This window comes from Pantoea eucrina (assembly GCF_002095385.1).
Taxonomy (GTDB): domain Bacteria; phylum Pseudomonadota; class Gammaproteobacteria; order Enterobacterales; family Enterobacteriaceae; genus Pantoea; species Pantoea eucrina.
This window is the reverse complement of record NZ_MIPP01000017.1, coordinates 1-26,999: the sequence shown is the minus strand read 5'-3', so window position 1 is coordinate 26,999 and position 26,999 is coordinate 1. Positions and strand designations below refer to the sequence as shown.

Genomic DNA, 26,999 nt, shown 5'->3' with positions numbered 1-26,999 from the left:
GGATAATCGATGGATCTGATGCAATCCGGCGCACCTTTTCGCCGTTCCTCTCTGCCCGCCGTAGTAAGCGCGGGCTTTCTGTTGTTTTACAGTGCGCATCTTAGTGCCGCCAGTGAGACGCTGATACGCGCTGGATCTATTACGCAAAGCGAGCTGGTTCAGCAGCAGGAGCTGCCGTCGCTCGCCGGTGAAGTCGCCGAACCGGCGCTAAGCCGCGTGCCGGACACCCTGACAATTGAGCAGGCGGTGCAGCGTGCGGTGCAGTGGCATCCTGATATCGCGCAGGCGATCGGCACCATGCTGGAGCAGGCGAATCAGGTCGATGTGGCAAAAGCAAAATATTATCCGCAAATCAGTGCGGGCATGAACAATGGCTATAGCAACAGTTACAGCGGCAGCGGCTTCACCCCCTCATTTGTGCTGTCGGTGTCGCAGATGCTTTATGACTTTGGCAAAGTCAGCAGTTCGGTGCGCTCTGCCGAGGCGGGCGTGGCGCAGGAGCAGGCAAACGTGCTGGTGAGTATCGATAGCGTGGCGCACGATACCGCAGCGGCACTGGTTCAGGTGCAGGGCTATCAGCAGCTGGTAAAGATTGCCCGCGATCAGCTCAGCGCCCTGAGCCGGATTGGCGTACTGGCGCGGCAGCGTAATGAGGAGGGCGCCGCCTCGCTCTCCGACGCGACCCAGACCGATGCGCGTATTGAAGGCGCGCGCACCACCCTGACGCAGTATCAGGCGAGCCTTAACCGCTGGCGCGCAACCTTAGCCACCTATCTGGGCTGGCCGCTGGTAAAGCAGGTCAGCGACCAGTTTCCCGCAACGCTGACCCGCGGCTGCGCCAGTGGCAAAGCGGATGACAAAACCAACCCGGCGGTACTGGCCGCGTGGGCGCAGGCTAATCAGGCGCAGGCCAAACTTGATAATGCCAGTGCGCAGAACCTGCCGACTATCTCGCTGGAACCGCAGGTTACCCACTATCTCAACGATCGCTACGCCGGCAGTCAGTCGCTGGACCGCACGCAGTACTCTGCCTTTGTCAAAGTCGAGATGCCGCTTTATCAGGGCGGCGGGATCACCGCCGCGCGCGACGCTGCCGCCAGCGCGCTGCAGGCGGCAAACGCAGCGGTAAATTCCGCACGGCTGAAGGCGCGCCAGCAGCTGAGCGAGTCGCAGAATGAGGCGCTCAGCCTGTCGCAGAGTCTGGCGATCATGGGGCGCCAGCAGGCGCTGGGCGAGAAAACCCGCCAGCTCTATCAGGATCAGTATCTGCAGCTTGGCACGCGCCCGCTGCTGGACGTACTCAATGCCGAACAGGAGGTGTGGCAGACCCGCTTTACGCTACAGCAGACCGTAAGCCAGCTGCGATCGCTGCAGCTCGACTGTCTCTACAGCACCGGACAGATCCGTTCAGCCTTTACGCTCAATAACCAGCGCATCCAGACCGTGGAGATCCAGCCATGACCCAATTACACATTCCGGACGCGCCTGAGGGCCAGTCCGCCAGCGGCGGCGGCGAGCTGCCGCTTAACGGCTGGGCCACGGCTATTATTCAGATCGCGACCCACTACCGGCTGCCCTGTTCGCCGGGCATGATCATGGCGGCAGCAGAGTGGCAGGGCAAACAGACGCGCGATAAAGCGCTGCGCCATCTGGCACGTCAGGCGGGGCTGTCGCTGCAGCTGTTTGCCGAGGAGAGCCAGGAGATCACGCGCTGGCGCCTGCCGCTGGCGGTAGAGCTGGATGATGGCCAGGTCGGCGTGGTGACGGCGTTTGATGGTGATGACCGCGTTCGGGTGCACTTTTCCGGCGATGAACAGCCGACGCCGGTGATGCTCACCGATCTGCTGCCCGCCCTCCGCGTGGTGGCCGCGCTGCGACCGGTGGCGGCGGCGAAAGATAGCCGGGTCGATCGCTATCTCGCCACCGTTCGCCCCGACTGGCTGCGGCGGCTGGTGCTGCACGATCTGCGTCCCTACGGCTATGTGATGCTGGCGTCCTTCTTGATCAATCTGCTGGCGCTGGTAGGAATTGTGTTTTCGATGCAGGTCTATGACCAGGTGATCCCGGCGCAATCTTATCCCACGCTCTATGTCCTCTATGCTGGCGTGATCATTTCGGTGGTATTTACCTATATTCTGCGCGTGGGCCGCGATCACGTCACCGATCTGCTGGGCAAGCGCGCTGATATGCGCGTCTCCGATCGGGTGTTTGGTCATGCGCTGCGGCTGCGCAACAGCGTGGTGCCGCGCTCTACCGGCACTTTTATCTCCCAGCTGCGTGAACTGGAGGCGATCCGGGAAATGGTGACCTCAACCACCGTGACGGCGATTGTCGATATGCCATTTTTCCTGCTGTTTCTGCTGGTTATGGCGATTATCGCGCCACAGCTGGCGTGGATCGCCCCGGTGGCGGTGCTGCTGATGGTGTTGCCGGGCCTGCTCAGCCAGAAAAAACTGGCGAAGCTGGCGCAGCAGGCGCTGAAAGAGTCCACGCTGCGTAACGCAGTGCTGGTGGAGAGCGTACAGGGGCTGGAGGATATCAAGCTGATGCAGGCGGAAGATCGCTTTCTGCAGCAGTGGAACAGCTATATCCGTATCACCGCGCAGTCGGGCGTGGCGATGCGTAAGGTGATGCACTCGCTCATTAGCTGGGGCGTAACGGTGCAGGGGCTGGTTTACGCCAGCGTCATTGTGGTGGGCGCGCCGATGGTGATCAACGGCGATATCACCACCGGGGCGATTGTCGCGGCGTCGCTGCTCTCCTCGCGCATGATTGCGCCGATGGCAACGCTGTGCGGCGTACTGGCGCGCTGGCAGCAGGTCAGGGCGGCGAAAACCAGCCTCGACGGCCTGATGAATCTGCCGGTAGAGAACAGCAGCGATGAGACGCGTATTCACTGTCCGGTGCTGTTTGGCCACTATCAGTTCACCGACGCCATGTTTCGCTACTACAGCGACTCGCTGACCATGGCGCTGCGCATCAAATCCCTGACCATTCAGCCTGGGGAGCGTATTGCGGTGCTGGGCCGCAACGGCTCCGGTAAATCCACGCTGCTGCAGGCGATGGCGGGCGGCATGGATCTGGTGAGCGGTGAGCTGCGGCTTGATAACCTCAGCCTGCCGCACATTGACGTGGCCGACGTGCGGCGCAACGTCGGGCTGCTGACGCAAAACGCGCGTCTGTTTCACGGTACGCTGCGTGAAAACCTGACGCTCGGCGCGGCGCACGCTACCGACGACGCCATCTTCTCTGCGCTGACGGTGAGCGGCGGAGCGGAATTTATTCGCCGCCTGCCGCTGGGGCTGGATCACCCGATCATGGAGGGGGGCACCGGCCTCTCCGGCGGGCAGCGGCAGTCGCTGCTGCTGGCGCGCATGCTGCTGCGCGATCCTAATATCGTGCTGCTGGATGAACCCACCGCCGCGCTCGACGACCATACGGAGAAAGAGTTTATTGAGCGCCTCGGCGCATGGCTGAACGGCCGCACGCTGATCGTGGCGACGCATCGCGCCGCGATTCTGTCGCTGGTGGATCGGATCCTGGTGCTGAAAGAGGGGCAGCTGGTTATGGACAGTCCGAAAGAGAAAGCGCTGCCGCCAGCGCGCAGCGGCGGAAATCTGCCGGAGGTGAACGCATGAAGCAGCTGCCGGCAAAACTGCGGCTGGTCACGGCTGCTGAAACAGACGCGTCAGACGATCTGCTGGGCGAACTGAAATCGGAAACGCACTACAGCGGGGCGGTGCGGCTGATTGTTATCAGCGCCGCGCTGATGCTGGTCGCGCTGATCTGGGCGTGGTTTGGCGTGCTGGATGAAGTCTCAACCGGGACCGGCAAGGTGATCCCCAGCTCGCGCGAGCAGGTGCTGCAGTCGCTGGAGGGCGGTATTCTGACGGAGCTGTACGTGCATGAGGGCGATCAGGTGCAGGCGGGTGAGGTGGTGGCGCGTCTCGATCCGACCCGTTCCCAGTCAAGCGTGGGTGAGAGCGCGGCACGCTATCGCGCCGCGCTGGCGGCGGCGTCACGCCTGCGGGCAGAGGTTAACGACACCCGGCTGACCTTTCCGGATGAGCTCAGCGGCTGGCCCGATCTGATCGCGGCAGAAACCCGTCTCTATAATACTAAACGGGCACAGCTCAACGACGCGACGAAGCAGTTTAACGCGTCGCTGGCGCTGGCTAACCGCGAGCTGGCGATTACGCAGCGGCTGGCAAAGAGCGGGGCTGCCAGCAATGTGGAGGTGCTGCGCCTGCAGCGTGAAAAATCCGATCTGGAGCTGAAGCTGACCGATATGCGTTCGCAATATTATGTACAGGCGCGTGAAGAGCTGGCCAAAGCGAGCGCGGAAGCGGACAGCCTCGCTGAAGTGATTAAAGGACGCGAAGATACGGTGACGCGACTGACGATCCGCGCCCCGATGCGCGGCATCGTTAAAAATATTAAAGTCTCCACGGTCGGTGGCGTGGTGCCGCCTAACGGCGAGCTGATGAACATTGTCCCGCTCAACGACCGGCTGCTGGTGGAGGCGCGCCTGTCGCCGCGCGATATCGCCTTTATTCATCCGGGGCAGCGCGCGGTGGTGAAGATCTCCGCCTACGATTACGCCATCTATGGCGGCCTCAACGGCGCAGTGGAGAGCATCTCACCTGACACTATCCAGGATGAGGTGAAACCAGAGATCTACTACTATCGGGTGTTTATCCGCACCGATAACGACTATGTGCAGAACAAAGCGGGCCGGCGCTTTTCTATCACGCCCGGCATGGTCTCCACGGTGGATATCAAAACCGGAGAGAAAACCGTGATGGATTATCTGGTCAAGCCGTTTAATAAAGCTGAAGAGGCGATGCGCGAGCGCTAAGCGGATGAGGATTGCAGGGGAGTATATTCCCGGCGATAATCACGCCATCAATCCCTTCCTCGTCGGGCTTAACGACGCGGAAGGGATTTTTTTATACCTGACCCGTAATCAGGCCGGTGCTGCCTGACGTAAAGAGGATGAATTATGTACAACACCCTGGGCAATCAGTATGACAACTCCCTGGTTTCCAACGCCTTTGGCTTCATGCGTTTTCCGCTCAACTTCCAGCCGTATGACAGCGATGCTGAGTGGGTGATCACCGGTGTGCCGTTTGACGCCGCTACGTCGGGCCGTCCGGGCAGCCGTCTGGGGCCGGGCGCGATTCGTCAGATCTCCACTAATCTGGCGTGGGAAGGGTGCCGCTGGCCGTGGGAGTTTGATCTGCGTCAGCGCCTGAATGTCGTGGACTGCGGTGACCTGGTTTACGCATTTGGTGACTCACAGGATCTCTCAGACAAACTGCAGGCGCATGCGGAAAAACTGCTGGCCAGCGGCAAGCGCATGCTGACCTTTGGCGGTGACCACTACATTACGCTGCCGCTACTGCGCGCTCACGCGAAGCATTTCGGCAAAATGGCGCTGGTGCATTTTGATGCGCATACCGACACCTACTCTAACGGCCCGACGTTTGACCACGGCACCATGTTTTTCACTGCGCCAAAAGAGGGGCTGATCGATCCGCAGCACTCGGTACAGATCGGTATTCGTACTGAATATGATAAGAGTCTGGGCTTTAACGTGCTGGACGCGGCGCAGGTTAACGATCGCAGCGTGGATGATATTCTGGCGGAGGTGAAGCGCACCGTGGGCGACCTGCCGGTCTACCTGACGTTTGATATCGACTGCCTCGATCCGGCGCACGCGCCAGGCACCGGCACGCCGGTGATTGGCGGCCTGAGCAGCGACAAAGCGACCAAACTGGTGCGCGGCCTGCAGGGAATGAATATTGTCGGCATGGATCTGGTTGAGGTGGCGCCGGGTTACGATCACGCCGATCTGACCGCGCTGGCAGCGGCTACGCTGGCGCTGGATATGCTGCACGTGCAGGCAGCGAACAAAGGCTGATAGCAGCAGCCCTTCTCCCGCCGGGAGAAGGGCTGCATCAGGCGCTTATTTACCGTCTGCGGCGATACGATCGCGGATATGCTGCGCGCGCGCTTCTGAATCAGGATGGGAGTCAAACATTGAACTCTGATGCCCCTGATCCATCTTCGCCAGCTTCTCAAAGCTGGTGGCTAAACCGAGCGGGTTAATGCCGCGCTTTTTCAGCAGATCATATGAGTAGTCATCTGCCTGCGACTCCTGAGTCTGCGAGAACTGCGCGTTAACCAGCTTCTCGCCGATATCGCCCAGCTGCGACTGCGACAGCGAACCAATAATACCGCCGACCGAGGCGGCAGCCCCGCGTGCGGCTTCGGTGGCAAAGGCAACCTGCATCGCTTTACGCGTGTGGCCCAGCGCGACGTGACCCATCTCATGGCCCAGCACGCCTTCCACTTCATTATCGGTCATCATATCCATCAGGCCGCTGTAAACGCGGATGCAGCCGTTAGCCATCGCCCAGGCGTTGACATCTTTGGTGACGTACACCTTGTAGTTCGCCGGCGTGCCGTTGATATTGTCGCCCAGCGCGGCAGCGATCTTATTCAAACGCTGCTGATAGCTGCTGTTTGCCGCCGCGACCTGATTCTCTTTATCCATTTGTGCACAGGACTGATCGCTCAGCTGTTTTACCTGCGCATCGCTGAGCGAATAGGCCTGATAGGCCTGCGCGCCCGACTGCAGCAGCGCGTTGTTATCAAACCCCTGACAGCCGCTCAGTAGCGCTGCCATTCCGATTGCCGTAACCGTAGCCCGGATTTTCATATCATCATCCTTTAAGTAACTCGTCGTAAAAACAGACACCTGAAAGCAGGCCAGATGTATAAACCCGATGTTTATAGCGCGCCCGTTTCACGGTTGCTAGCAGACGCGGCTTAAAATGCAATCGCAGCCATGATAATTAGCACGCGGATGCATGTACTTTTGTGGCGATTTTCATGTACATTGATGGGCGACTTCTTTCACGCTTCGCCTTATAACTGATTAATTACAATACGTTAAGCGCGGCGGAGCTTAATCCGATCTGGAGTAGAACATGCCCTCTCGTAAAGAGCTTGCCAACGCCATTCGTGCGTTAAGTATGGACGCAGTACAGAAAGCTAAATCGGGACACCCGGGTGCCCCGATGGGCATGGCGGATATCGCTGAAGTGCTGTGGCGCGACTTCCTGAACCACAACCCGGTTAACCCGCAGTGGGCTGACCGCGACCGCTTCGTGCTCTCGAACGGACATGGCTCTATGCTGATCTACAGCCTGCTGCACCTTGCCGGCTACGATCTGCCAATGAGCGAGCTGCAGAACTTCCGCCAGCTGCACTCTAAAACCCCAGGTCACCCGGAATATGGCTACACGCCAGGCGTGGAAACCACAACCGGCCCGCTGGGTCAGGGCATCGCCAACGCCGTGGGCTTTGCGATCGCCGAGCGCACGCTGGCTGCACAGTTCAACCGTCCGGGTCATGATATCGTAGACCACCATACTTATGTTTTCATGGGCGACGGCTGCATGATGGAAGGGATTTCGCACGAAGTCTGCTCTATCGCCGGTACGCTGAAGCTGGGCAAACTGGTCGCGTTCTATGACGACAACGGTATCTCCATTGATGGTCACGTTGATGGCTGGTTCTCCGACGACACCGCAGCACGTTTCGAAGCCTATGGCTGGCATGTTGTGCGCGGCGTGGATGGTCACGACGCGGATGCGATCAAACAGGCTGTGGAAGAGGCGAAGCGCGTCTCTGACAAGCCGTCACTGCTGATGTGTAAAACCGTTATCGGTTTCGGTTCACCTAACAAAGCGGGCACGCACGATTCACACGGCGCGCCGCTGGGCGACGATGAAATTGCGCTGACGCGCAAGCAGCTGGGCTGGAGCCATGCGCCGTTTGAGATCCCGGCCGATATCTATGCGCAGTGGGATGCCAGAGAGGCGGGCCAGGCGAAAGAGTCAGCGTGGAATGAGAGGTTTGCAGCCTATGCGGCAGCTTTCCCGGCGCTGGCTGAAGAGTTTACACGTCGCGTTAACAATGAGCTGCCGGCTAACTGGCAGGCGGAGTCGCAGCAGTTTATTGAGCAGCTGCAGGCGAACCCGGCTAAAATCGCCAGCCGTAAAGCCTCGCAGAATGCGATTGAAGCTTTTGGCAAGCTGCTGCCGGAGTTCCTCGGTGGTTCTGCCGATCTGGCACCCAGCAATCTGACTATGTGGTCCGGTTCTAAACCGATCAATGAAGACGCAGCGGGTAACTATATCCATTACGGCGTGCGTGAGTTTGGTATGACCGCGATTGCCAACGGCCTTGCGCTGCACGGCGGTTTCCTGCCTTATACCGCGACCTTCCTGATGTTTGTTGAGTATGCCCGCAACGCAGCGCGTATGGCGGCGCTGATGAAGATCCGTCAGATCATGGTTTATACCCACGACTCTATCGGTCTGGGTGAAGATGGCCCGACGCACCAGCCGGTTGAGCAGATGGCCAGCCTGCGTACGACGCCAAACATGAGCCTGTGGCGTCCCTGTGACCAGGTTGAGTCTGCTGTCGCGTGGAAATATGCCATTGAGCGCGTCGATGGCCCGTCAGCGCTGATCTTCTCCCGCCAGAACCTGGCGCAGCAGGATCGTACCGCTGAGCAGCTGGCAAATGTAGTACGCGGTGGCTATGTGCTGAAAGATTGCAACGGCACGCCGGAACTGATCCTGATCGCTACCGGCTCTGAAGTTGAGCTGGCGGTAGCTGCCGCTGACAAACTCAGCAGCGAAGGCCGCAATGTGCGCGTGGTCTCCATGCCATCAACGGATGTGTTTGATAAGCAGGATGCCGCCTACCGTGAAGCGGTGCTGCCGAAAGCGGTTGGCGCACGCGTTGCCATTGAAGCGGGTATTGCCGATTACTGGTTTAAATATACCGGCCTGCACGGTGCGATCGTGGGTATGACCTCATTTGGTGAATCTGCACCGGCAGAGCTGCTGTTTAAAGAGTTCGGCTTTACCGTTGAGAATGTGGTTAATACCGCAAAATCTATTCTGTAATCCGGAGTCGCCTTAAAGGGCGGGTTACCAGATCAGATATTGTGAACCACAGGGTGCGCATTGATGCGCGCCCTGTTTTATTTTCTTCGCCTTCTCCACCTGAAACGTTTCAATTATTCCTGCAGTAATCGATTAATCGCTGCATTTTTGTGACGCAGATCCAATAATCATCACCATCCTTGATCGCAATCATTCCGGTTATTCCTCGCATGCTTTATTCTGGCTGAACCGTTTCAGTTAGCAGGATATCTCTCAGCAATGCTCCAGGCGCTGCGTAAGAATTCCCTGTACAAAATGGCATGAAACGCTCAAGGTATCTGGCACATTTCAGAGGTGCAGTTGCAGGAAAAGCGATGACCATTCGTATTGCTATCAATGGCTTTGGTCGTATCGGGCGCAATGTGTTGCGTGCGCTCTATGAAACGGGACGCCGGGCGGAAATTACGGTTGTGGCGATTAACGAGCTGGCAGACGCCGCCGGTATGGCGCATCTGCTGAAGTACGATACCAGCCACGGTCGCTTCGCCTTCGACGTGCGGCAGGAGCGCGATCTGCTGTGGGTAGGGGAAGACACCATCCGCATCCTGCATCAGGCTGAGATCGGCACACTGCCGTGGCAGCAGCTGGACGTTGATGTGGTGCTGGATTGCACCGGCGTTTACGGCAGCCGCGCCGACGGAGAGGCGCATCTGCAGGCGGGCGCCAGAAAAGTCCTGTTTTCGCATCCGGGCGGCAACGATCTGGATGCAACCGTGGTGTTCGGCGTAAACGAACAGGCTCTTAAACAAACTGACCGCATTGTGTCTAACGCATCCTGTACCACCAACTGCATTATTCCGGTGATCAAGCTGCTGGATGATGCCTTCGGGATCGAGTCCGGCACCGTGACCACGATCCACTCAGCGATGCACGATCAGCAGGTGATCGACGCCTATCACAGCGATCTGCGCCGCACCCGTGCAGCGAGCCAGTCGATCATTCCGGTCGATACGCGGCTGGCTGCCGGCATCACCCGCATTTTTCCGAAATTCAACGATCGCTTCGAAGCGATAGCGGTGCGCGTACCCACTATCAACGTGACGGCGATTGATCTGAGCGTCTCGGTACGGGCGGCGGTAAAGGCGTGTGAGGTCAATGCGCTGCTGCAAAACGCATCAGCAGGGGCATTTCGTGGTATAGTTGACTATACGGAATTACCGTTAGTCTCAGTAGATTTTAACCACGATCCGCACAGTGCCATCGTTGATGGTACGCAGACGCGGGTCAGCGGTCATCACCTGATCAAGACGCTGGTCTGGTGTGACAACGAATGGGGCTTTGCTAACCGGATGATCGATACTACGTTAGCAATGGCCGCAAGCGGTTTCAGGTAAGACGCGGATGGCGTCTGGCAAAACTTACGAGAATCAACGAGAGGATTCACCATGTCTGTAATTAAGATGACCGATCTGGACCTTGCTGGTAAGCGTGTTCTGATCCGTGCCGATCTGAACGTGCCAGTGAAAGAAGGAAAAGTGACATCTGACGCACGTATCCGTGCTTCCCTGCCTACCATCGAAGCGGCACTGAAACAGGGCGCGAAAGTGATGGTTACCTCTCACCTTGGTCGTCCGACCGAAGGTGAATATAACGAAGAGTTCTCGCTGCTGCCGGTTGTTAACTATCTGAAAGAAAAACTGAACGGTACCCAGGTTACGCTGGCGAAAGAGTATCTTGACGGCGTGGAAGTCGGCGCGGGCGAGCTGGTCGTGCTGGAAAACGTGCGCTTTAACAAAGGCGAAAAGAAAGATGACGAGACGCTGGCGAAGAAGTATGCCGCGCTGTGTGACGTCTTTGTGATGGATGCGTTTGGTACCGCGCACCGCGCGCAGGCTTCAACTCACGGCGTGGGCAAGTTTGCGCCAGTCGCCTGCGCAGGCCCGCTGCTCTCTGCTGAGCTGGAAGCGCTGGGTAAAGTCATGAGCAACCCGGAGCGTCCGCTGGTTGCCGTAGTTGGTGGTTCAAAAGTATCGACTAAATTTGATGTGCTGCAGTCGCTGGTAAAAATTGCGGATACCGTGATTGTGGGCGGCGGCATCGCCAACACCTTTGTGGCTATCGACAACAAGGTCGGTAAATCACTCTACGAGCCGGATTTCGTTGAAGCGGCCAAAGGCCTGCGTGACCAGTACGGTATTCCGGTGCCGACCGATTCCCGCGTAGGCACGGAATTCTCTGAAACTGCACCTTCTACCGTGAAAAAGGTTTCAGAAGTGCAGGATAACGAAGAGATTATGGACTTCGGCGATGAAACCGCACAGAACATGGCGAAGATCCTGAAAGAGGCCAAAACCATCCTGTGGAACGGCCCGGTAGGCGTCTTTGAGTTCCCTAACTTCCGTAAAGGCACCGAAATTGTGGCCAATGCGATTGCCGACAGCGACGCGTTCTCTGTAGCAGGCGGCGGCGACACGCTGGCGGCTATCGATCTGTTCGGTATCGAAGAGAAGATCTCTTACATATCAACCGGTGGCGGTGCATTCCTGGAGTTCGTGGAAGGCAAAAAGCTGCCTGCGGTGGCGATGCTGGAAGAGCGCGCTAAGCAGTAATTCTGGGGGCAGCGCTCCGGCGCTGCCTTAAAACTGGCCCCGACCGGGGCAAATAAATCCCATTCCTTCGGGAATGAACGGTAACGAAACGGGACACAACCATGTCTAAAATTTTTGATTTCGTAAAACCCGGCGTTGTCACTGGTGATGACGTTCAGAAAGTCTTCAAGGTAGCGAAGGAGCACAAATTCGCTCTGCCTGCAGTTAACTGCGTCGGCACGGACTCCATCAACGCGGTACTGGAAGCTGCTGCCAAAGTTAAAGCGCCGGTCATCGTTCAGTTCTCTAACGGCGGTGCTGCATTTATCGCCGGTAAAGGTTTCAAAACCGACAAACCACAGGGCGCGGCAATTTTCGGCGCTATCGCCGGTGCGCACCATGTGCATCTGATGGCTGAGCAGTATGGTGTGCCGGTTATTCTGCACACTGACCACTGTGCGAAAAAATTGCTGCCGTGGATCGACGGTCTGCTGGATGCCGGTGAAGAGCACTTCAAAAAAACCGGTAAGCCGCTGTTCTCTTCACACATGATCGACCTCTCTGAAGAGTCGCTGGAAGAGAATATCGAAATCTCCAGCAAATATCTGGCGCGTATGGCGAAAATCGACATGACGCTGGAAATTGAACTCGGCTGCACCGGCGGTGAAGAAGATGGCGTGGACAACAGTCATATGGACGCTTCAGCCCTCTACACCCAGCCTGAAGATGTGGATTACGCCTACACCGAGCTGAGCAAAATCAGCCCGCGTTTCACTATCGCGGCCTCTTTCGGCAACGTGCACGGCGTGTACAAGCCAGGCAACGTGAAGCTGACCCCGACCATCCTGCGCGACTCACAGAAATATGTGTGCGAGAAGCATGGTCTGGAACATAACGCGCTGGACTTCGTGTTCCACGGCGGTTCCGGCTCTTCTGCAGCAGAGATTGAAGAATCAATCAGCTACGGTGTGATCAAAATGAACATCGATACCGATACCCAGTGGGCAACCTGGGACGGTATTCTGCAGTACTACAAATCTAACGAAGCGTACCTGCAGTCGCAGCTAGGCAACCCGAACGGCCCGGACAGCCCGAACAAGAAATACTACGATCCACGCGTCTGGCTGCGTGCGGCACAATCCTCAATGGTTGTGCGCTTAGAGCAGGCGTTCAAAGAGCTGAACGCAGTCGACGTACTGTAAGTCCGCTGCAGTAAAAAGGCCCCATCGGGGCCTTTTTTATGTGCTTTTCACGATGCGGCACCGTACTCTCTTCCCGACAAAACCACACGCCAGCCCGCCATACTTTGCCGCATACGTACCAGCAACCTGCAGGTCTGTGCTGCGCTAATCTGCATCAATTCCGGTACGTTTTTCCCTCAATACAATGTTAAATCAGCTTAATTTTGGCGCTTCATGCTGTTTTTGTTTAACCTTGAAGCCTGGAGTGCCGGAGTCAATCTGGCCGTTTTTGTAATTTCCTGCGGGAAACTCAACAACAGGGCTGACAAATGGAAGATTTAAATGTCGTAAATGGCATTAACAGTGCAGGTGGATGGCTGGTGCGTAACCAGGCGCTGATTCTGAGCTATGCGGTCAATATCGTGGCAGCAATTGCGATTATTATCGTGGGTATGATTATCGCGCGTATTGTTTCAAACGGCGTTAATCGTCTGCTGGTGGCACGCCACATCGATGCGACCGTGGCAGATTTTCTCTCAGCCTTAGTCCGCTATGGCGTTATCGCATTTACTATCATCGCAGCGCTGGGGCGGGTGGGTGTACAGACCGCGTCAGTTATCGCCGTGCTGGGTGCAGCGGGTCTGGCCGTAGGCCTGGCACTGCAGGGCTCGCTCTCTAACCTTGCCGCAGGGGTACTGCTGGTGACTTTCCGTCCATTCCGCACCGGCGAATTTGTTGACCTCGGTGGTGTGATGGGTACCGTTCAGAATGTGCAGATCTTCTCAACCACGCTGAAAAGCGCGGACGGTAAAATGGTGGTGGTGCCGAACGGTAAAATTATCGCCAGCAATATCGTTAACTTCTCCCGTGAGCCGATCCGCCGCAACGAATTTATTATCGGCGTGGCCTACGACGCGGATGTCGATCAGGTAATCGATCTGCTGCGCGAAGTTGTGGAAGCGGATGAGCGCGTGCTGAAAGATATGGGTATTCAGATCGGCCTGAACGAGCTGGCGGCTTCGTCACTGAACTTTGTCGTGCGCTGCTGGAGCAAAAGCGGCGACCTGCAGAACGTTTACTGGGATCTGATGAAAAACTTTAAGCGTACCCTGGATGCGCACGGCATCGGCATCCCTTATCCGCAGATGGATGTGCATCTGCACCAGGTTAAGGGTGAGGCGCAGGAGCAGCCGGTTAACCTGACTAAATAACGTTAGCGTAAGGCACCTGCGGGTGCCTTTCTTATTAACAGCGCTAATGACCGATTAAATCTTTCAATTTCCGCTAATATCCTCCGGCCGATATACTGCGCCCATCCTCTTCTCTTTTCAGGTTATTCAACGTGTTATCAATTTATCTGCAGGGGCTGGCGTTGGGCGCTGCACTGATTCTGCCACTGGGCCCGCAAAACGCCTTTGTTATGAATCAGGGCATCAAGCGCCACTATCATCTGATGACCGCCACGCTCTGTACCCTGAGCGATATTGCGCTGATCTGCGGCGGCATATTTGGCGGCAGCGCGCTGCTGCATCAGTCACCGCTGCTGCTGACGCTGATCACCTGGGCAGGCGTGGCGTTTCTGCTCTGGTATGGCTGGGGAGCGTTACGCAGCGCATGGCGCGGCGGTATTGCGCTGGAGCAGGACAGCGCGCTGAAACAGGGACGCTGGCGCATCATTGCCACCATGCTGGCGGTAACCTGGCTCAATCCGCATGTCTATCTGGATACGTTTGTGGTGCTGGGCAGCCTCGGCAGTCAGCTGCCCTCCGCCGATGCCCGCCGCTGGTTCGCGCTGGGCACCGTCAGCGCCTCCGTAATCTGGTTTTATGGTCTGGCGCTGCTGGCGGCCTGGCTTTCGCCCCGGCTGCGCACCGCGCGCGCGCAGCGCATCATCAACCTGCTGGTCGGCAGCGTCATGTGGCTTATCGCTTTCCAGCTGGCGCATCAGGCGCTGACGGATTAAAAAGTAAAACGCGCAGGGGGCATTATTGACGCGACGAGGCTGCTAAGATTGAGTTTTTAGCGCCAGGAGGTGACCGATGTCTTCTCAACCTAACCAGAGCCTGATTGACGGTATCCGCTGCCTGCAGTATCTGGTCTCCAGCGACAGAGCCATTGGCGGGCGTGAGCTGGCGCGTCAGATGGGTATGAACAGCACGCGCGTTAACCGCCTGCTGATGACGATGGCGTCGATCGGCCTCACCGTTCAGGATGAGCAGCGTCGCTATCTGCCAGGACCGGGGGTTCACGCCCTGGCGGCGCAGGCGATTCGGGGTTCCTCGCTGTTTGCGCAGGCGCTGCCGCAGCTGGAGCTCTATGCACCGCACGATATCGTGGTGGCGCTGGGCGTGCTGTGGGAAGATCAGGTCATCTATATCTGGCACTCAGAACCCGGTGAACGCACCCGCACCAGTCAGGCGCTGGCCGGATTTCGCATGCTGCCGGCGTGGCAGTCGGTGATTGGCATGGCGCTGCTGGCCGCAGAGCCCGATGTGCAGCTGCAGCCGCGTTTTGCCGCGGCGCAGTGGACGCAGATGGCGCCTCTGCTGGCGCGCAAGCGCCAGAGCGATCATCTCATCTGGCAGCGTGATGATGGTGAGATTGGTATGGCGCTGCCGATCAATCATAATCGCGCAGCGCTGGCGTTCGCTAAAATCTGGCAGAGGGATGACGAGCATCTGGCGCAGCGGGTGGCGCAGCTGAAAAAGCTGGCGCAGAAGATCACCGGCGAGCAGTAATCTCATCGGGGCGGCCAACGATAAACAGATAGCTGCCGATCCCCACCAGCGCCAGGGCGGCGATAAATATCAGCGCCGGAGCAAAATCACTGCCGTCGATCAGCGCGCCAATGGCAATCGGCACCACAATCGCGGAGAGCGCACCGGTAAAGTTAAACATCCCGCCTGCCAGCCCGACCAGATGACGCGGCGCCAGCGTGGTGACAAAAACCCAGGTTATAGTTGCCAGCCCGTTGCCGAAAAAAGCCAGCGACATAAATAGCACGATCAGCGTGGTGTTATCCGTGTAGTTGGCGCCGAGAATAAACAGCGTCATCGTCAGCCCGAGCAGAACCGGCAGCTTGCGCGCTACGCTCGCTGAAACGCCGCGCCGCATCAGATAATCGGAGATAAACCCCGCCAGCAGGACGCCAAAAAACGCCGCCAGATAAGGCAGCGAGGCGACATAACCGCTTTTGATGAAATCCATATGCCGGTACCGGACCAGATAGGTCGGAAACCATGTCAGAAAGAACCAGAACGTAGCGGAAATAGAAAACTGGCCCAGACAGATGCCCAGCAGTCTGCGGTTGCACAGCATCTGCTGCACGTCGCTCAGGCGTAGCGATGTGCGCCCGGCGGATGCGCTGTCGGGCAGCGCGCCATTCTCCAGCAGCCAGGCGCGCTCTGCGGCTGATACCCGTTTATGCTCGCCAGGCTCGCGATAGAGCGCAAACCAGACGCCCGCCCACAGAATGCCGGTCAGGCCGGTGATAGCGAACAGCCCGCGCCAGCCAAATGCGGCTTCAATATGAAACAGCAGCGGCGTGACGCAGGCGAGACCAGCAAACTGCGCCGAAGAGTAAATGCCAATGGCGCTGGCGCGCTCATGCAGGGGAAACCAGCCGGAAATAATACGGTTATTCGCCGGCATCACCGGCGCTTCAAGCGCGCCGACGCCAAGCCGCAGTCCGACCAGCGCCGCCACGCTGCTGGCGCAGACGTGCAGCAGGGTGATAAGCGACCAGCCGATCATCGCCACGCCATACACCATACGCGCACCAAGTCGATCAATCAGCCAGCCGCCCGGGATCTGCAGCGCGGCGTAGATCCAGCCGAACGCAGAAAAAATCAGCCCCATCTGCAGCGGCGTGAGCTGTAACTCAGCGCTCAGCGCTGGCGCTGCCACGGCCAGATTAGCGCGATCCATATAGTTGATAATGATGTTCACAAACACCAGCGCCAGCATCAGAAAACGCGTGCGCCCGACGCGCACGTCAGCAGCAGGCGCGCCAGGGCTTGAGGGATCGTGCGCCATGGGCAGGGTTCCTGGAAACAGAGAGTATCCATCAAGCGAAACGCACAATGCTGTTTTTAGCAACCCTGTAGTGATAAGTTTGCAGCCAGCAGCAGGTTAAAACGCAGCGCGAACGAACTTTTCTGTCTGCGTAAACTCAGAGCATAACGCATAGTAAAGCGGTAGCGGTTTCGCCATAGTGGCAGCCGGTAACCCGATTTCCAAGGAGGAGTTTGTGAAACTGAAAGCACTGGCGCTGGTCGCCGCAATGAGCACTGGCGCACTGTCGGGCATGGTACAGGCCGGAGAAGTGCCTGAAGGACCGCACGTGGTCACTTCCGGTCAGGCAAGCGTTGATGCGCGTCCGGATATGGCGACGCTCTCAATTATGGTCAGCGTCGCCTCCAAAGAAGCCGCCGATGCTAAAAAACAGGCTGACGCGCGCGTTGCGCAATATTTTGATTTTCTGCAAAAGAGCGGTATCGAAAAGAAAGATATCGATGCGGCTAATCTGAGCACCCAGCCAGAATATGACTACACCAAAGAGGGTAAGTCGGTACTGAAAGCTACCGCGCGGTACGCCAGGTGGAAGTGACGCTGCGTCAGCTGGATAAGCTGAACGATCTGCTGGATGGCGCGCTGAAGTCGGGTCTGAACGAAATCCGCACCGTTGAGCTGGGTGTGGCAGACGCAGAAAGCTATAAAGAGCAGGCGCGTAAAGCTGCAATTGCTAACGCGACGCAGCAGGCCAGCGCGCTGGCAGAAGGCTTTAACGCGAAGCTGGGACCGGTCTACAGCGTTCGCTATCACGTAGCCAACTATCAGCCGATGCCGATGGCGCGCATGTATAAAGCTGCCGCCGCGCCGGCGGATACCACCGCGCAGCAGACGTATGAACAGCAGAGTATTCACTTTGACGATCAGGTCGATGTGGTATTTGAAATCAAACCGAACGCCGCGACGCCCTGATAGCTGACAGCCGCAGCGGCATCTGCCGCTGCGCTATGCTCAGGCTGCGACCTCATCCTGACGCAGTACCCGATGCCCGTGAGCAATCAGCGCGTCGGTGACGCTGCGCATCAGGCGGCTCTCGGGCGCAAAGCGGTGCCAGTAGAGCATCCGGCGCTGATAGAGTCCCGGCGTCAGATCCACCAGCTCTCCCTGCGCCAGTTCGCGCTCAATCTGCAGATGCGGGATCATACAGCAGACCGATCCCTGCCGCGCCAGCTGCACAAACGCCTCTGACGAGTTAACGATATGGCAGGGTACGCTGCCCGGTGACAGATCGAAATTCTGCTGCAAAAACGCCTGATGCATATCATCCAGATGGTCAAACGCCACTGCCGGCGCCTTCAGCAAGGCAGATCGCGTTACGCCGTTGGGGAAATAGCGGGCGGCAAAATCGGGTGAGGCGCAGAACAGATAGTCGAGCGCTCCCAGCTGATCGACCAGGCAGCTCGGCAGCGGCTGCGGCTGGATACTCACGGCGCCCACCACTTCACCGCGGCGCAGACGTTCCTGCGTACGTGTTTCATCTTCTACCTGCAGATTCAGCCGCACCGGGGAGTCCGCCAGCACATCTTTCAGCGCCGGCAGCAGCCAGGTAGCAAGGCTGTCGGCGTTGACCGCCAGCGAGAGCAGCAGCGGCGTGGTTCCGCTCTGATCGTCACCCAGCCACTCCTCCTCCAGCAGCTCTACCTGATGCAGCAGCGCCAGCAGCTTCTGCCCCTGCTCAGTCGGGCGGGGTGGAACGGTGCGCACCAGCAGCGGCTGACCAAACAGGTTTTCCAGCTGTTTGATACGCTGCGATACGGCTGACTGGGTAATACAAAGCTTCTGTGCGGCGCGTTCAAAGCCGCGCTCGCGAATCACTGCATCCAGCGCCTGAAGCGTACGGTAATCCGGGCGTTTCATTATTGTTCTCTCTCGTTCAGGGTGGAAAGTACTATGCCACAAAATGGCCGCGCTGTGCGGCGGGTGCATTTTTGCGGACTGGCTTCCAAAGGTAAAAATCGGTGGTGCGTGAGTCGCGCACTTTTACAGCGCGTTGTTTTATACTACGCGCACTTTGATGTCGCACAGGTTTTAAACATACCATGACCCAGGATGAACTGAAAAAAGCGGTAGGGTGGGCGGCGCTGCAGTATGTGCAGCCAGGCACTATTGTTGGCGTAGGCACCGGCTCAACGGCCGCGCATTTTATCGATGCGCTGGCTACCATGAAGCACCAGATTGAGGGGGCGGTCTCCAGCTCTGAAGCCTCCACCCTGAAGCTGAAATCGCTGGGCATACCGGTTTTCGATCTTAACGACGTGGATGATATCGCGGTCTATGTCGATGGTGCCGATGAGATCAACCCGCATATGCAGATGATCAAGGGCGGCGGCGCGGCGCTGACGCGCGAGAAGATTGTGGCGGCGGTCGCACGGAGGTTTATCTGTATCGCGGATGCATCCAAAGAAGTTGATATCCTTGGCCGTTTCCCGCTTCCGGTTGAGGTGATCCCGATGGCGCGTGCCTATGTCGCGCGCGAGCTGGTTAAGCTTGGTGGCCAGCCGGAGTATCGGCAGCAGGTGGTGACCGATAATGGCAATATCATCCTCGACGTGCACAATCTGCAGATCCTCGATCCTGTCGCGATGGAAAAAAACATCAACGCGCTGGCGGGCGTGGTTACGGTCGGCCTGTTTGCCACACGCGGCGCTGATGTCGCGCTGATTGGCACGCCGGATGGCGTCAAAACCATTCTCAAATGATCTCTCCGGCGCGCCTGACGCGCCGTTTTTCCCCCGGCTAATTCTGCTTTTCTTTATCAGCCTGAATTTGGTGACTTATGTCACAAACAGAGCATGGAGAGCCGATTCCTGCTCTCTGCTCCCGGCATCCTGCGATTTTGTATGGGTTTGTGCTGCCTGAAAGCCAGGGCGTGCTGCCGTGGTCGCAATCGTTTGTATTGCCGCATTGCCAGAATTTGTTATTTTGGCAGAAGGTAATCTTATGGCACTCCACGTTGAATTCTGAATAGGGTCGGGAAATGGCAAAGGTATCACTGGATAAAGATAAAATTAAATTTCTGCTGGTGGAGGGCGTGCATCAGAGCGCGCTGGAGAATCTGCGCGCGGCAGGCTATACCAACATTGAGTTTCACAAAGGGGCGCTGGATGCGGAGTCGCTGAAAGCCTCTGTCCGTGATGCGCACTTTATCGGTATCCGCTCCCGCACCCAGCTCACGGAAGAGATTTTCGCCGCCGCGGAAAAACTGGTCGCGGTCGGCTGCTTCTGTATCGGCACCAATCAGGTCGATCTCAACGCCGCCGCCCGGCGCGGTATTCCGGTCTTTAACGCCCCTTTCTCCAACACCCGCTCCGTGGCTGAACTGGTGATTGGCGAGATGCTGTTGATGCTGCGCGGCATTCCGGAAGCGAACGCCAAAGCGCATCGCGGTATCTGGAACAAAGTGGCAACCGGCTCCTATGAAGCGCGCGGCAAAAAGCTGGGTATCATTGGTTATGGTCATATCGGTATGCAGCTCGGCGTGCTGGCTGAAGGCCTGGGGATGCACGTTTTCTTTTACGATATTGAAAACAAGCTGCCGCTGGGGAACGCCACGCAGGTACGTCACCTGTCGGATCTGCTCAATATGAGTGATGTGGTCAGCCTGCATGTGCCGGAGACCGCCTCAACCCAGAACATGATTGGCGCAGAAGAGCTGGCGCTGATGAAGCCGGGCGCGCTGCTGATCAACGCCGCACGCGGCACCGTTATCGATATTCCGGCGCTGTGCCATGCGCTCTCCAGCAAACATCTGGCGGGTGCGGCTATCGACGTCTTCCCGACTGAACCGGCAACCAACAGCGATCCGTTTAATTCACCGCTGTGCGAGTTTGATAACGTTATTCTGACGCCGCACATTGGCGGTTCAACGCAGGAAGCGCAGGAGAATATCGGCCTGGAAGTCTCGGGTAAGCTGGCAAAATACTCCGACAACGGCTCGACGCTCTCTGCGGTTAATTTTCCGGAGGTATCACTGCCGATGCACGGTGCCAGCGCCAGCCGTCTGCTGCACATTCACGAAAACCGTCCGGGCATTCTTACCGCCATCAACCAGATTTTCGCTGAGCAGAATATCAATATCGCGGCGCAGTTCCTGCAGACCTCGCCACAGCTTGGTTACGTGGTGATTGATATCGATGCGGAAAAAGATGTGGCGGATAAAGCGCTGCAGCTCATGCGCGCTATTCCGGGCACTATGCGCGCGCGCCTGCTTTACTGATTAGTGACGGGCATATGCCCGTCAGAACGAAGTATCCCACTGCCACAGCTTTGCCGGCGTCAGCACGGCGGGTAGCGGGATGTCCCATGCGGCTGCCGGCAGCGCCTCAACGCGCTGGCAGTCGTGGGCAATGCCAATCGGCAGACAGCCGTGGCGCTGCCAGTTCTGCAGCGTGCGATCGTAAAAGCCGCCGCCCATCCCCAGCCGTTGTCCACTTTCATCAAACGCCACCAGCGGAACCAGCATGACATCCAGTCGATCCAGCGTCGTCATCTGCGTAATATCCAGTGGCGGCTCCGGAATGCGCAGCTTATTCATGACCAGCTGCGTCTCAGGGGTATAACGCAAAAACAGCAGGTTGCCTGGCGCAAACGGATGCAGTACCGGCAGATAAACCGCTTTTTTTTGCTGCCAGAGACGGGCAATCAGCGGGCGGGTATTGATTTCACCGTCGGTAGAGAGAAACAGCGCAATGCTTTGTGCCGCTGAGACAGGTGCCAGGTTAATCGCGTGCTCAGCCAGCTGTTCGGCCGCTTCACTCTGCTGTTCAGGCGTCAGATGCCGGCGCAGATGGCGGATATGCTGACGCAGCAGCTGGCGTTCGGAATAATCGATAGCGGACACAGGATCCCCCTAAAGAGTGGGTTAGCTTGCGCTGACTATAACATGCAAAAGAAGGGGAGGGGGACTGGCTTCAGGTAGCAGCCGCAGTCTCGGCTGACGCTACTACCTGAAATGATGCCGGATAAAACAGAAAAGAGATCTCCGAGATGCCGCCGCAGGCTGTAACCCTTGAACCCTTGGTTCAAGGTGAGTATGCCGTCGCAACCATCAGGCTTCTCGGACGAACCGAGCATGCTCACAGGCTACAGAGCGTCACACTCTGTTGGTATGAAATATCGGCTCAGGGGACTGGCCCGCTTGCAAACATCTCAGAGAAACAGGACTTCATCGTTGCTCTGGCATGAGAACCATGAAGTATTATTCGAATTTAGGGCCCTGGCGGTCGGTAATGCGACCCTGCTCAACTAAAGCCTGTTCAATCGTCTGCTGCAGCATGCGGATACGTTGTTCCATGTTTGCTGCGTAGTCTCGCGTTTTACCTTTCTCTTGCGCCAGCTCGTGGCAGATATTTAACGCGGCGATGAACACCAGTTGCTCTGTATTTGTGACTCTAGTGCGAACTTTTAAATCTTGCAACCGTTGATTGAGGTCCTCTGCGGCAAGATTTAGTGCATCCTGCTGTTCAGGCGGACAATTTACTCTCAAAGAACGACCAAAAATTTGTATATCTACCGGTTGTGCAGACATGCCACCATCCTGACTGATTACTTCGTTCGCTCCACCCGGCTCGCCACTGGCCCGGAAGGTGCGCAACTATATAGACGCGGGTAAGAAGATACAACCCCTTTTCTGGAAACCCTGAGGCACCTGGTGGTAGCATATCACGAACTTATTCTGCCAACGACGACCAAAGCTTATGTCTTTACAGAACGCAACACCCACTTACAACGCGCTGGCCGCAGCCCTCTCTCAGCAGGGTGTGGGCATGACGCCTGCCGAAATGCATGGACTGCTGTGTGGCATCCTGTGTGGCGGTAATCAGGACGCCAGCTGGAAGACGCTGGTGCACGATCTGGCTAATGAAGGCATGGCCTTCTCGCAGAGCCTGGCGCAGCCGCTGCAGGCGCTGCATGACAGCCTGACTACGACCCTGGAAGAGGATGGCTTTCTGTTTCAGCTGATGCTGCCGGATGAAGATGATATTACCGTGTTTGACCGGGCTGATGCGCTGGCGGGCTGGGTTAATCACTTCCTGCTTGGCCTGGGCGTTACGCAGCCTAAACTGGATAAAGTCACCGGTGAAACCGGCGAGGCGATTGACGATCTGCGTACCATTGCTCAGCTTGGCTATGAAGAAGATGAAGATCAGGAAGAGCTGGAGCAGTCGCTGGAAGAGGTGATTGAGTATGTGCGCGTCGCGGCGCTGCTGTGTCACGACACCTTCACACGCCCGCATACGCCAACCGCACCGGAAGTGCAGAAACCTACGCTACACTAAGCGCGTCATTGCGGGCAGCGCTGCTGCCCGTTATCAACAGGGAGTGCAACTATGATCACACTGGAACAGTTCCGGCAGCGTCGTCAGGCGCTGATTACGCAGATGGCCCCCGGCAGCGCGGCGCTGATTTTTGCAGCACCTGAAGTCACGCGCAGCAACGACACCGAATATAGCTACCGCCAAAACAGCGACTTCTGGTATTTCACCGGGTTTAACGAGCCGCAGGCGCTGCTGGTGCTGATCAAAAGCGATGAACATCACAATCACAGCGTGCTGTTTAACCGCATACGCGATCTGACTGCCGAGGTGTGGTCTGGCCGTCGCCTCGGGCAGGAGCTGCGCCGGCGAAGCTGGGTGTTGATCGCGCACTGCCGTGGGATGATATTGGCGAACAGCTGCACTTGCTGCTGAACGGGCTTGACGTGGTGTATCACGCGCAGGGCGAATATGGTTACGCTGACCAGCTGCTGTTTAGCGCACTGGAAAAATTACGTCGCGGTTTCCGGCAGAATCTTAGCGCACCAGCCAGCGTGACCGACTGGCGTCCCTGGGTGCATGAGATGCGGCTGTTTAAAAGCGCAGAAGAGATTGAGATGCTGCGTCAGGCGGGAAAAATCAGCGCGCTGGCGCATACCCGCGCCATGCAGCAGTGCCGCCCCGGCATGTATGAGTATCAGCTTGAAGGGGAGATCCACCATGAATTCTCCCGCCACGGCGCGCGCTTTCCTTCCTACAACACCATTGTCGGAAGTGGCGAAAACGGCTGCATTTTGCACTACACCGAAAATGAAAGCGCAATGCGCGACGGCGATCTGGTGCTAATCGACGCCGGCTGTGAGTTTCACGGTTATGCGGGTGATATTACCCGTACCTTTCCGGTAAACGGCAGGTTTACACCGCCGCAGCGGGAAATCTACGACATTGTGCTGGCTTCGCTGCATAAAGCGCTGTCGATGTTCCGGCCCGGCGTCAGCATTCATGAAGTGAATGATGAAGTTGCGCACATCATGATCACTGGCCTCGTTGATCTCGGTATTCTTGACGGCAATATCGACGAACTATTTGAAGCGCAGGCGCATCGCCCTTTCTTCATGCACGGCCTCGGCCACTGGCTGGGCCTGGATGTGCATGACGTCGGCGATTACGGTACGCCGAGCCGCGACCGCGTGCTGGAGCCGGGCATGGTGCTTACGGTAGAGCCGGGCCTCTATATTGCACCTGATGCCAGCGTGCCGCCGCAGTACCGCGGCATAGGCGTGCGCATTGAGGATGATATTGTGATTACGGCGACAGGCCATGAGAATCTTACTGATAGCGTGGTGAAAGATCCGGATGCGATTGAAGCCCTGATGGCAGCGGCGCGCGGCGTATGACCATTCTGATTGCAGGCGGAGGCATGACCGGCGCCACGCTGGCGCTGGCGATATCGCATCTGACGCAGGGCAGGTTACCGGTCACGCTCATTGAGCGCAGCGAGCCGGGCAGCCGTGCGCACCCCGGTTTTGATGGCCGGGCGATTGCGCTGGCCGCCGGCACCTGCCAGCAGCTGGCAGCAATCGACCTCTGGCGTTCGCTGGAGGACTGCGCCACGCCGATCACCCGCATTCACGTCTCCGATCGCGGTCACAGCGGCTTTGTGCAGCTCAGCGCAGAGGCGTATCAACTGGCTGCGCTGGGGCAGGTGGTGGAGCTATTCGATGTCGGACAGCGCCTGTTTGAGCGTCTCCGGCAGGCGCCCGGTGTAACATTGCGCTGCCCCGATTACGTCACGCAGGTCACGCGTGATAAAGCGCATGCGCAGGTGACGCTTAACAGCGGCGAAACGCTGGAGGGTACGCTGCTGGTGGCTGCAGATGGGTCGCGCTCATCGCTGGCGGCATCATGCGGTATTCAGTGGCAGCGCGAGGATTATCAGCAGCTGGCGGTGATTGCCAACGTGTCCACTCAGCTGCCGCATCAGGGGCAGGCGTTTGAGCGTTTTACGCCGCACGGGCCGCTGGCGCTGCTGCCGATGTCCGGCAATCGTATGTCGCTGGTGTGGTGCCATCCGGCAGCCGCAGAATCCCGGGTGCGGGCGTGGGATGAAGAGACATTCCGGCGCGAACTGCAGCGCGCATTTGGCTGGCGGCTGGGTCGCTTTACCCATGCCGGTCAGCGTGAAATTTACCCGCTGGCGCTGCAAACCGCCGATCGTCAGGTGACGCACCGGCTGGCGCTGGTCGGCAATGCTGCCCAGACGCTGCATCCGATCGCCGGACAGGGCTTTAACCTTGGTCTGCGCGATGTCATGTCGCTGGCGGAAACGCTGGCCGGCGCCTGGCGCCAGCAGCAGGATCCTGGCAGTTATGCGGTGCTGCAGCATTTTGCCGCCCGGCGTCAGGCTGACCGCGCGGCGACAATCGGCGTGACTGACGGCCTAGTGCGCCTGTTCGCTAACCGTTATGCACCGCTGGTTGCAGGACGAAATCTCGGGCTGGTGGCTATGGATCACCTCCCCTGGCTGCAACATCCGCTGGCCGCGCGTACGCTCGGCTGGGTAAAGCGTTAATAAAGAGGCAGCAATGCAAACATTTGATGTGGTGATTGCCGGTGGCGGCATGGTCGGTCTGGCAGTGGCCTGCGGTTTGCAGGGAAGTGGTCTGCGCGTTGCAGTACTGGAGAAAGCGGCGGAACCGCAGTTCGATCCGGCAGCTGCCGCGTCGATTCGGGTATCCGCAATTAATGCAGCCAGTGAACGTCTGCTACAGAAACTCGACGTCTGGTCATCTATTCTCGCCCTGCGCGCCAGCGCGTATCACGGTATGGAAGTGTGGGATCAGGACAGCTTTGGATCTGTCAGCTTTGATGATGAGCAGCAGGGGCTGTCGCATCTTGGTTATATTGTTGAAAATGAAGTGATTCACAGTGCGTTGTGGCAGCGTGCCAGCCAGTGTAAAGATGTTACGCTGTTTGCACCGGCCCGCCTGCAGCAGGTCGCGTTTGGTGATAATGAAGCCTTTATCACGCTGGAAGATGGCACCATGATGAGCGCCCGGCTGATGATAGCCGCCGACGGCGCCGGCTCCTGGCTGCGCGAAAAAGCGGATATCCCGCTGACGTTCTGGGATTATGAGCATCATGCGCTGGTCGCGAACGTGCGTACTGATATGCCGCATGATGCTATCGCGCGTCAGGTATTTCACGGCGAAGGTATTCTCGCCTTTCTGCCGATGCAGGATCCGCACCTGTGCTCAATCGTCTGGTCGCTGGCTCCACAGGAAGCAGCGCGCATGCAGTCGATGCCGGCAGCGCTGTTTAATCAGCAACTCTCTGTAGCCTTTGATATGCGGCTGGGATTATGCAGCGTTGAGAGCGAACGTAAAACGTTCCCGCTAACGGCACGCTATGCGCGCAATTTTGCAGCTCATCGTCTGGCGCTGGTCGGCGATGCGGCGCACACCATTCATCCGCTGGCCGGGCAGGGCGTGAATTTAGGCTTTATGGATGCTGCTGAGCTGATTGGTGAGATCCGCCGCCTGCATCAGGCGGGTCGTGATATCGGTGAGCATCTCTCACTGCGTCGCTACGAACGCAGCCGCAAGCACAGCGCAGCGCTGATGCTGGCCGGCATGCAGGGATTCCGCGAGCTGTTCGCCGGCACGCATCCGGCGAAAAAGCTGCTGCGTGACGTCGGGCTAAAGCTGGCCGATACGCTGCCAGGCGTGAAGCCGCGTCTGCTGAAGCAGGCGATGGGGCTGAACGACCTGCCAGAGTGGATCCGCTAGCTAACCAGGACGTTGTCGTTTCGCACCCGCATCAACCCGGGCGCCATAAATGGCGCCCCTACGGTGGCTCAATACCGGACGTCATCGTTTCGCATCGCCCTGGCGTAGGGGGCGCATTAATGCGCCCCGGCAACCCCATCCCCCGGACGTA

At 58.0% G+C, this 26,999-nt stretch carries 21 protein-coding genes, 1 other RNA gene and 2 pseudogenes; 18 read left to right on the top strand and 6 right to left on the bottom strand.

Annotated features, from left to right (window positions below):
- The first annotated feature begins 9 nt into the window (after positions 1–9).
- The 4 genes from HA43_RS09440 to speB all read left to right on the top strand — a co-directional run bounded on the left by HA43_RS09440 (position 10) and on the right by speB (position 5,923).
- Positions 10–1,461 (top strand): TolC family outer membrane protein, encoded by a 1,452-nt coding sequence (locus HA43_RS09440; protein WP_094111528.1) that lies wholly within the window; start codon positions 10–12, stop codon positions 1,459–1,461.
- A complete protein-coding gene (locus HA43_RS09435; protein WP_094111527.1) occupies positions 1,458–3,638 on the top strand; it encodes a type I secretion system permease/ATPase in 2,181 nt (726 codons plus the stop codon). The genes HA43_RS09440 and HA43_RS09435 overlap by 4 nt, the downstream gene beginning before the upstream one ends.
- 23 nt (positions 3,639–3,661) lie before the next feature.
- Positions 3,662–4,858, top strand: coding sequence for an HlyD family type I secretion periplasmic adaptor subunit (locus HA43_RS09430; RefSeq protein ID WP_370513594.1), 1,197 nt, complete (start codon positions 3,662–3,664; stop codon positions 4,856–4,858).
- Between the two features lie 144 nt (positions 4,859–5,002).
- Positions 5,003–5,923 (top strand): agmatinase, encoded by a 921-nt coding sequence (gene speB, locus HA43_RS09425; RefSeq protein WP_094111525.1) that lies wholly within the window; start codon positions 5,003–5,005, stop codon positions 5,921–5,923.
- Positions 5,924–5,968: 45 nt separating this feature from the next.
- Here the strand turns inward: speB and loiP are convergent, their stop codons facing one another.
- Entirely contained in the window at positions 5,969–6,724 is a 756-nt protein-coding gene (gene loiP / locus HA43_RS09420; protein ID WP_094111524.1) for a metalloprotease LoiP, read from the bottom strand.
- A gap of 271 nt (positions 6,725–6,995) precedes the next feature.
- On the opposite strand from loiP, the gene tkt reads away from it, so the two are divergent.
- The 7 genes from tkt (at position 6,996) to HA43_RS09385 (ending at position 15,473) form a co-directional block, all read left to right on the top strand.
- Positions 6,996–8,987, top strand: a complete 1,992-nt coding sequence (tkt, locus tag HA43_RS09415; protein ID WP_094111523.1) for a transketolase — start codon at positions 6,996–6,998, stop codon at positions 8,985–8,987.
- A 353-nt stretch (positions 8,988–9,340) separates the two neighbouring features.
- A complete protein-coding gene (gene epd / locus HA43_RS09410; RefSeq protein WP_039380059.1) occupies positions 9,341–10,360 on the top strand; it encodes an erythrose-4-phosphate dehydrogenase in 1,020 nt (339 codons plus the stop codon).
- Between the two features lie 51 nt (positions 10,361–10,411).
- Positions 10,412–11,575, top strand: a complete 1,164-nt coding sequence (gene pgk / locus HA43_RS09405) for a phosphoglycerate kinase (protein WP_094111522.1) — start codon at positions 10,412–10,414, stop codon at positions 11,573–11,575.
- Positions 11,576–11,676: 101 nt separating this feature from the next.
- Entirely contained in the window at positions 11,677–12,756 is a 1,080-nt protein-coding gene (gene fbaA / locus HA43_RS09400) for a class II fructose-bisphosphate aldolase (protein WP_039380055.1), read from the top strand.
- 308 nt (positions 12,757–13,064) lie between these two features.
- Positions 13,065–13,946, top strand: a complete 882-nt coding sequence (gene mscS / locus HA43_RS09395) for a small-conductance mechanosensitive channel MscS (protein WP_039380053.1) — start codon at positions 13,065–13,067, stop codon at positions 13,944–13,946.
- Positions 13,947–14,077: 131 nt separating this feature from the next.
- Complete coding sequence (gene argO, locus HA43_RS09390) at positions 14,078–14,698, top strand: arginine exporter ArgO (protein WP_094111521.1); 621 nt, start codon at positions 14,078–14,080, stop codon at positions 14,696–14,698.
- A gap of 76 nt (positions 14,699–14,774) precedes the next feature.
- Entirely contained in the window at positions 14,775–15,473 is a 699-nt protein-coding gene (locus HA43_RS09385; RefSeq protein WP_071668576.1) for an IclR family transcriptional regulator domain-containing protein, read from the top strand.
- On the opposite strand, the gene HA43_RS09380 is transcribed toward HA43_RS09385, so the two are convergent.
- Positions 15,457–16,770, bottom strand: a complete 1,314-nt coding sequence (locus HA43_RS09380) for an MFS transporter (protein WP_094111520.1) — start codon at positions 16,768–16,770, stop codon at positions 15,457–15,459. The genes HA43_RS09385 and HA43_RS09380 overlap by 17 nt on opposite strands.
- 214 nt (positions 16,771–16,984) lie before the next feature.
- On the opposite strand from HA43_RS09380, the pseudogene HA43_RS09375 reads away from it, so the two are divergent.
- A pseudogene (locus tag HA43_RS09375) lies at positions 16,985–17,718 on the top strand (oxidative stress defense protein).
- 39 nt (positions 17,719–17,757) lie between these two features.
- Here HA43_RS09375 and HA43_RS09370 read toward each other — a convergent pair.
- On the bottom strand, positions 17,758–18,663 hold the full coding sequence (locus HA43_RS09370) for a LysR family transcriptional regulator ArgP (RefSeq protein ID WP_094111519.1): 906 nt from the start codon (positions 18,661–18,663) through the stop codon (positions 17,758–17,760).
- Between the two features lie 182 nt (positions 18,664–18,845).
- Here HA43_RS09370 and rpiA point away from each other — a divergent pair, with 182 nt between their 5' ends.
- Both rpiA and serA read left to right on the top strand, forming a co-directional pair.
- Complete coding sequence (gene rpiA / locus HA43_RS09365) at positions 18,846–19,505, top strand: ribose-5-phosphate isomerase RpiA (protein ID WP_094111518.1); 660 nt, start codon at positions 18,846–18,848, stop codon at positions 19,503–19,505.
- A gap of 278 nt (positions 19,506–19,783) precedes the next feature.
- Entirely contained in the window at positions 19,784–21,022 is a 1,239-nt protein-coding gene (serA, locus tag HA43_RS09360) for a phosphoglycerate dehydrogenase (RefSeq protein WP_039380039.1), read from the top strand.
- Positions 21,023–21,043: 21 nt separating this feature from the next.
- Here serA and HA43_RS09355 read toward each other — a convergent pair whose 3' ends face one another.
- The 3 genes from HA43_RS09355 to zapA all read right to left on the bottom strand — a co-directional run bounded on the left by HA43_RS09355 (position 21,044) and on the right by zapA (position 22,333).
- Positions 21,044–21,646, bottom strand: coding sequence for a 5-formyltetrahydrofolate cyclo-ligase (locus tag HA43_RS09355; RefSeq protein WP_094111517.1), 603 nt, complete (start codon positions 21,644–21,646; stop codon positions 21,044–21,046).
- A 134-nt stretch (positions 21,647–21,780) separates the two neighbouring features.
- Positions 21,781–21,964, bottom strand: a non-coding RNA gene (gene ssrS / locus HA43_RS09350) — 6S RNA.
- A gap of 39 nt (positions 21,965–22,003) precedes the next feature.
- A complete protein-coding gene (gene zapA, locus HA43_RS09345) occupies positions 22,004–22,333 on the bottom strand; it encodes a cell division protein ZapA (RefSeq protein WP_034823204.1) in 330 nt (109 codons plus the stop codon).
- Between the two features lie 169 nt (positions 22,334–22,502).
- On the opposite strand from zapA, the gene HA43_RS09340 reads away from it, so the two are divergent.
- The 4 genes and pseudogenes from HA43_RS09340 to ubiI all read left to right on the top strand — a co-directional run bounded on the left by HA43_RS09340 (position 22,503) and on the right by ubiI (position 26,848).
- Positions 22,503–23,084: a YecA/YgfB family protein gene (locus tag HA43_RS09340; protein ID WP_039380033.1), complete on the top strand. Its 582-nt coding sequence runs from the start codon at positions 22,503–22,505 to the stop codon at positions 23,082–23,084.
- Positions 23,085–23,135: 51 nt separating this feature from the next.
- Positions 23,136–24,457, top strand: a pseudogene (pepP, locus tag HA43_RS09335) (Xaa-Pro aminopeptidase).
- Positions 24,454–25,632, top strand: a complete 1,179-nt coding sequence (gene ubiH, locus HA43_RS09330) for a 2-octaprenyl-6-methoxyphenyl hydroxylase (protein WP_094111516.1) — start codon at positions 24,454–24,456, stop codon at positions 25,630–25,632. The pseudogene pepP and the gene ubiH overlap by 4 nt, the downstream one beginning before the upstream one ends.
- A 13-nt stretch (positions 25,633–25,645) precedes the next feature.
- Entirely contained in the window at positions 25,646–26,848 is a 1,203-nt protein-coding gene (gene ubiI, locus HA43_RS09325; protein WP_039380028.1) for an FAD-dependent 2-octaprenylphenol hydroxylase, read from the top strand.
- The last annotated feature ends 151 nt before the right edge of the window (positions 26,849–26,999 follow it).

Excerpts from the sequence above, each read along its gene's own strand:
- HA43_RS09440 (WP_094111528.1), top strand. The coding sequence starts at position 10 with ATGGATCTGATGCAATCCGGCGCACCTTTTCGCCGTTCCTCTCTGCCC.
- HA43_RS09435 (WP_094111527.1), top strand. The coding sequence starts at position 1,458 with ATGACCCAATTACACATTCCGGACGCGCCTGAGGGCCAGTCCGCCAGC.
- speB (WP_094111525.1), top strand. The coding sequence starts at position 5,003 with ATGTACAACACCCTGGGCAATCAGTATGACAACTCCCTGGTTTCCAAC.
- loiP (WP_094111524.1), bottom strand. The coding sequence starts at position 6,724 with ATGAAAATCCGGGCTACGGTTACGGCAATCGGAATGGCAGCGCTACTG.
- tkt (WP_094111523.1), top strand. The coding sequence starts at position 6,996 with ATGCCCTCTCGTAAAGAGCTTGCCAACGCCATTCGTGCGTTAAGTATG.
- epd (WP_039380059.1), top strand. The coding sequence starts at position 9,341 with ATGACCATTCGTATTGCTATCAATGGCTTTGGTCGTATCGGGCGCAAT.
- pgk (WP_094111522.1), top strand. The coding sequence starts at position 10,412 with ATGTCTGTAATTAAGATGACCGATCTGGACCTTGCTGGTAAGCGTGTT.
- fbaA (WP_039380055.1), top strand. The coding sequence starts at position 11,677 with ATGTCTAAAATTTTTGATTTCGTAAAACCCGGCGTTGTCACTGGTGAT.
- mscS (WP_039380053.1), top strand. The coding sequence starts at position 13,065 with ATGGAAGATTTAAATGTCGTAAATGGCATTAACAGTGCAGGTGGATGG.
- HA43_RS09385 (WP_071668576.1), top strand. The coding sequence starts at position 14,775 with ATGTCTTCTCAACCTAACCAGAGCCTGATTGACGGTATCCGCTGCCTG.
- HA43_RS09380 (WP_094111520.1), bottom strand. The coding sequence starts at position 16,770 with ATGGCGCACGATCCCTCAAGCCCTGGCGCGCCTGCTGCTGACGTGCGC.
- HA43_RS09370 (WP_094111519.1), bottom strand. The coding sequence starts at position 18,663 with ATGAAACGCCCGGATTACCGTACGCTTCAGGCGCTGGATGCAGTGATT.
- rpiA (WP_094111518.1), top strand. The coding sequence starts at position 18,846 with ATGACCCAGGATGAACTGAAAAAAGCGGTAGGGTGGGCGGCGCTGCAG.
- serA (WP_039380039.1), top strand. The coding sequence starts at position 19,784 with ATGGCAAAGGTATCACTGGATAAAGATAAAATTAAATTTCTGCTGGTG.
- zapA (WP_034823204.1), bottom strand. The coding sequence starts at position 22,333 with ATGTCTGCACAACCGGTAGATATACAAATTTTTGGTCGTTCTTTGAGA.
- HA43_RS09340 (WP_039380033.1), top strand. The coding sequence starts at position 22,503 with ATGTCTTTACAGAACGCAACACCCACTTACAACGCGCTGGCCGCAGCC.
- ubiH (WP_094111516.1), top strand. The coding sequence starts at position 24,454 with ATGACCATTCTGATTGCAGGCGGAGGCATGACCGGCGCCACGCTGGCG.
- ubiI (WP_039380028.1), top strand. The coding sequence starts at position 25,646 with ATGCAAACATTTGATGTGGTGATTGCCGGTGGCGGCATGGTCGGTCTG.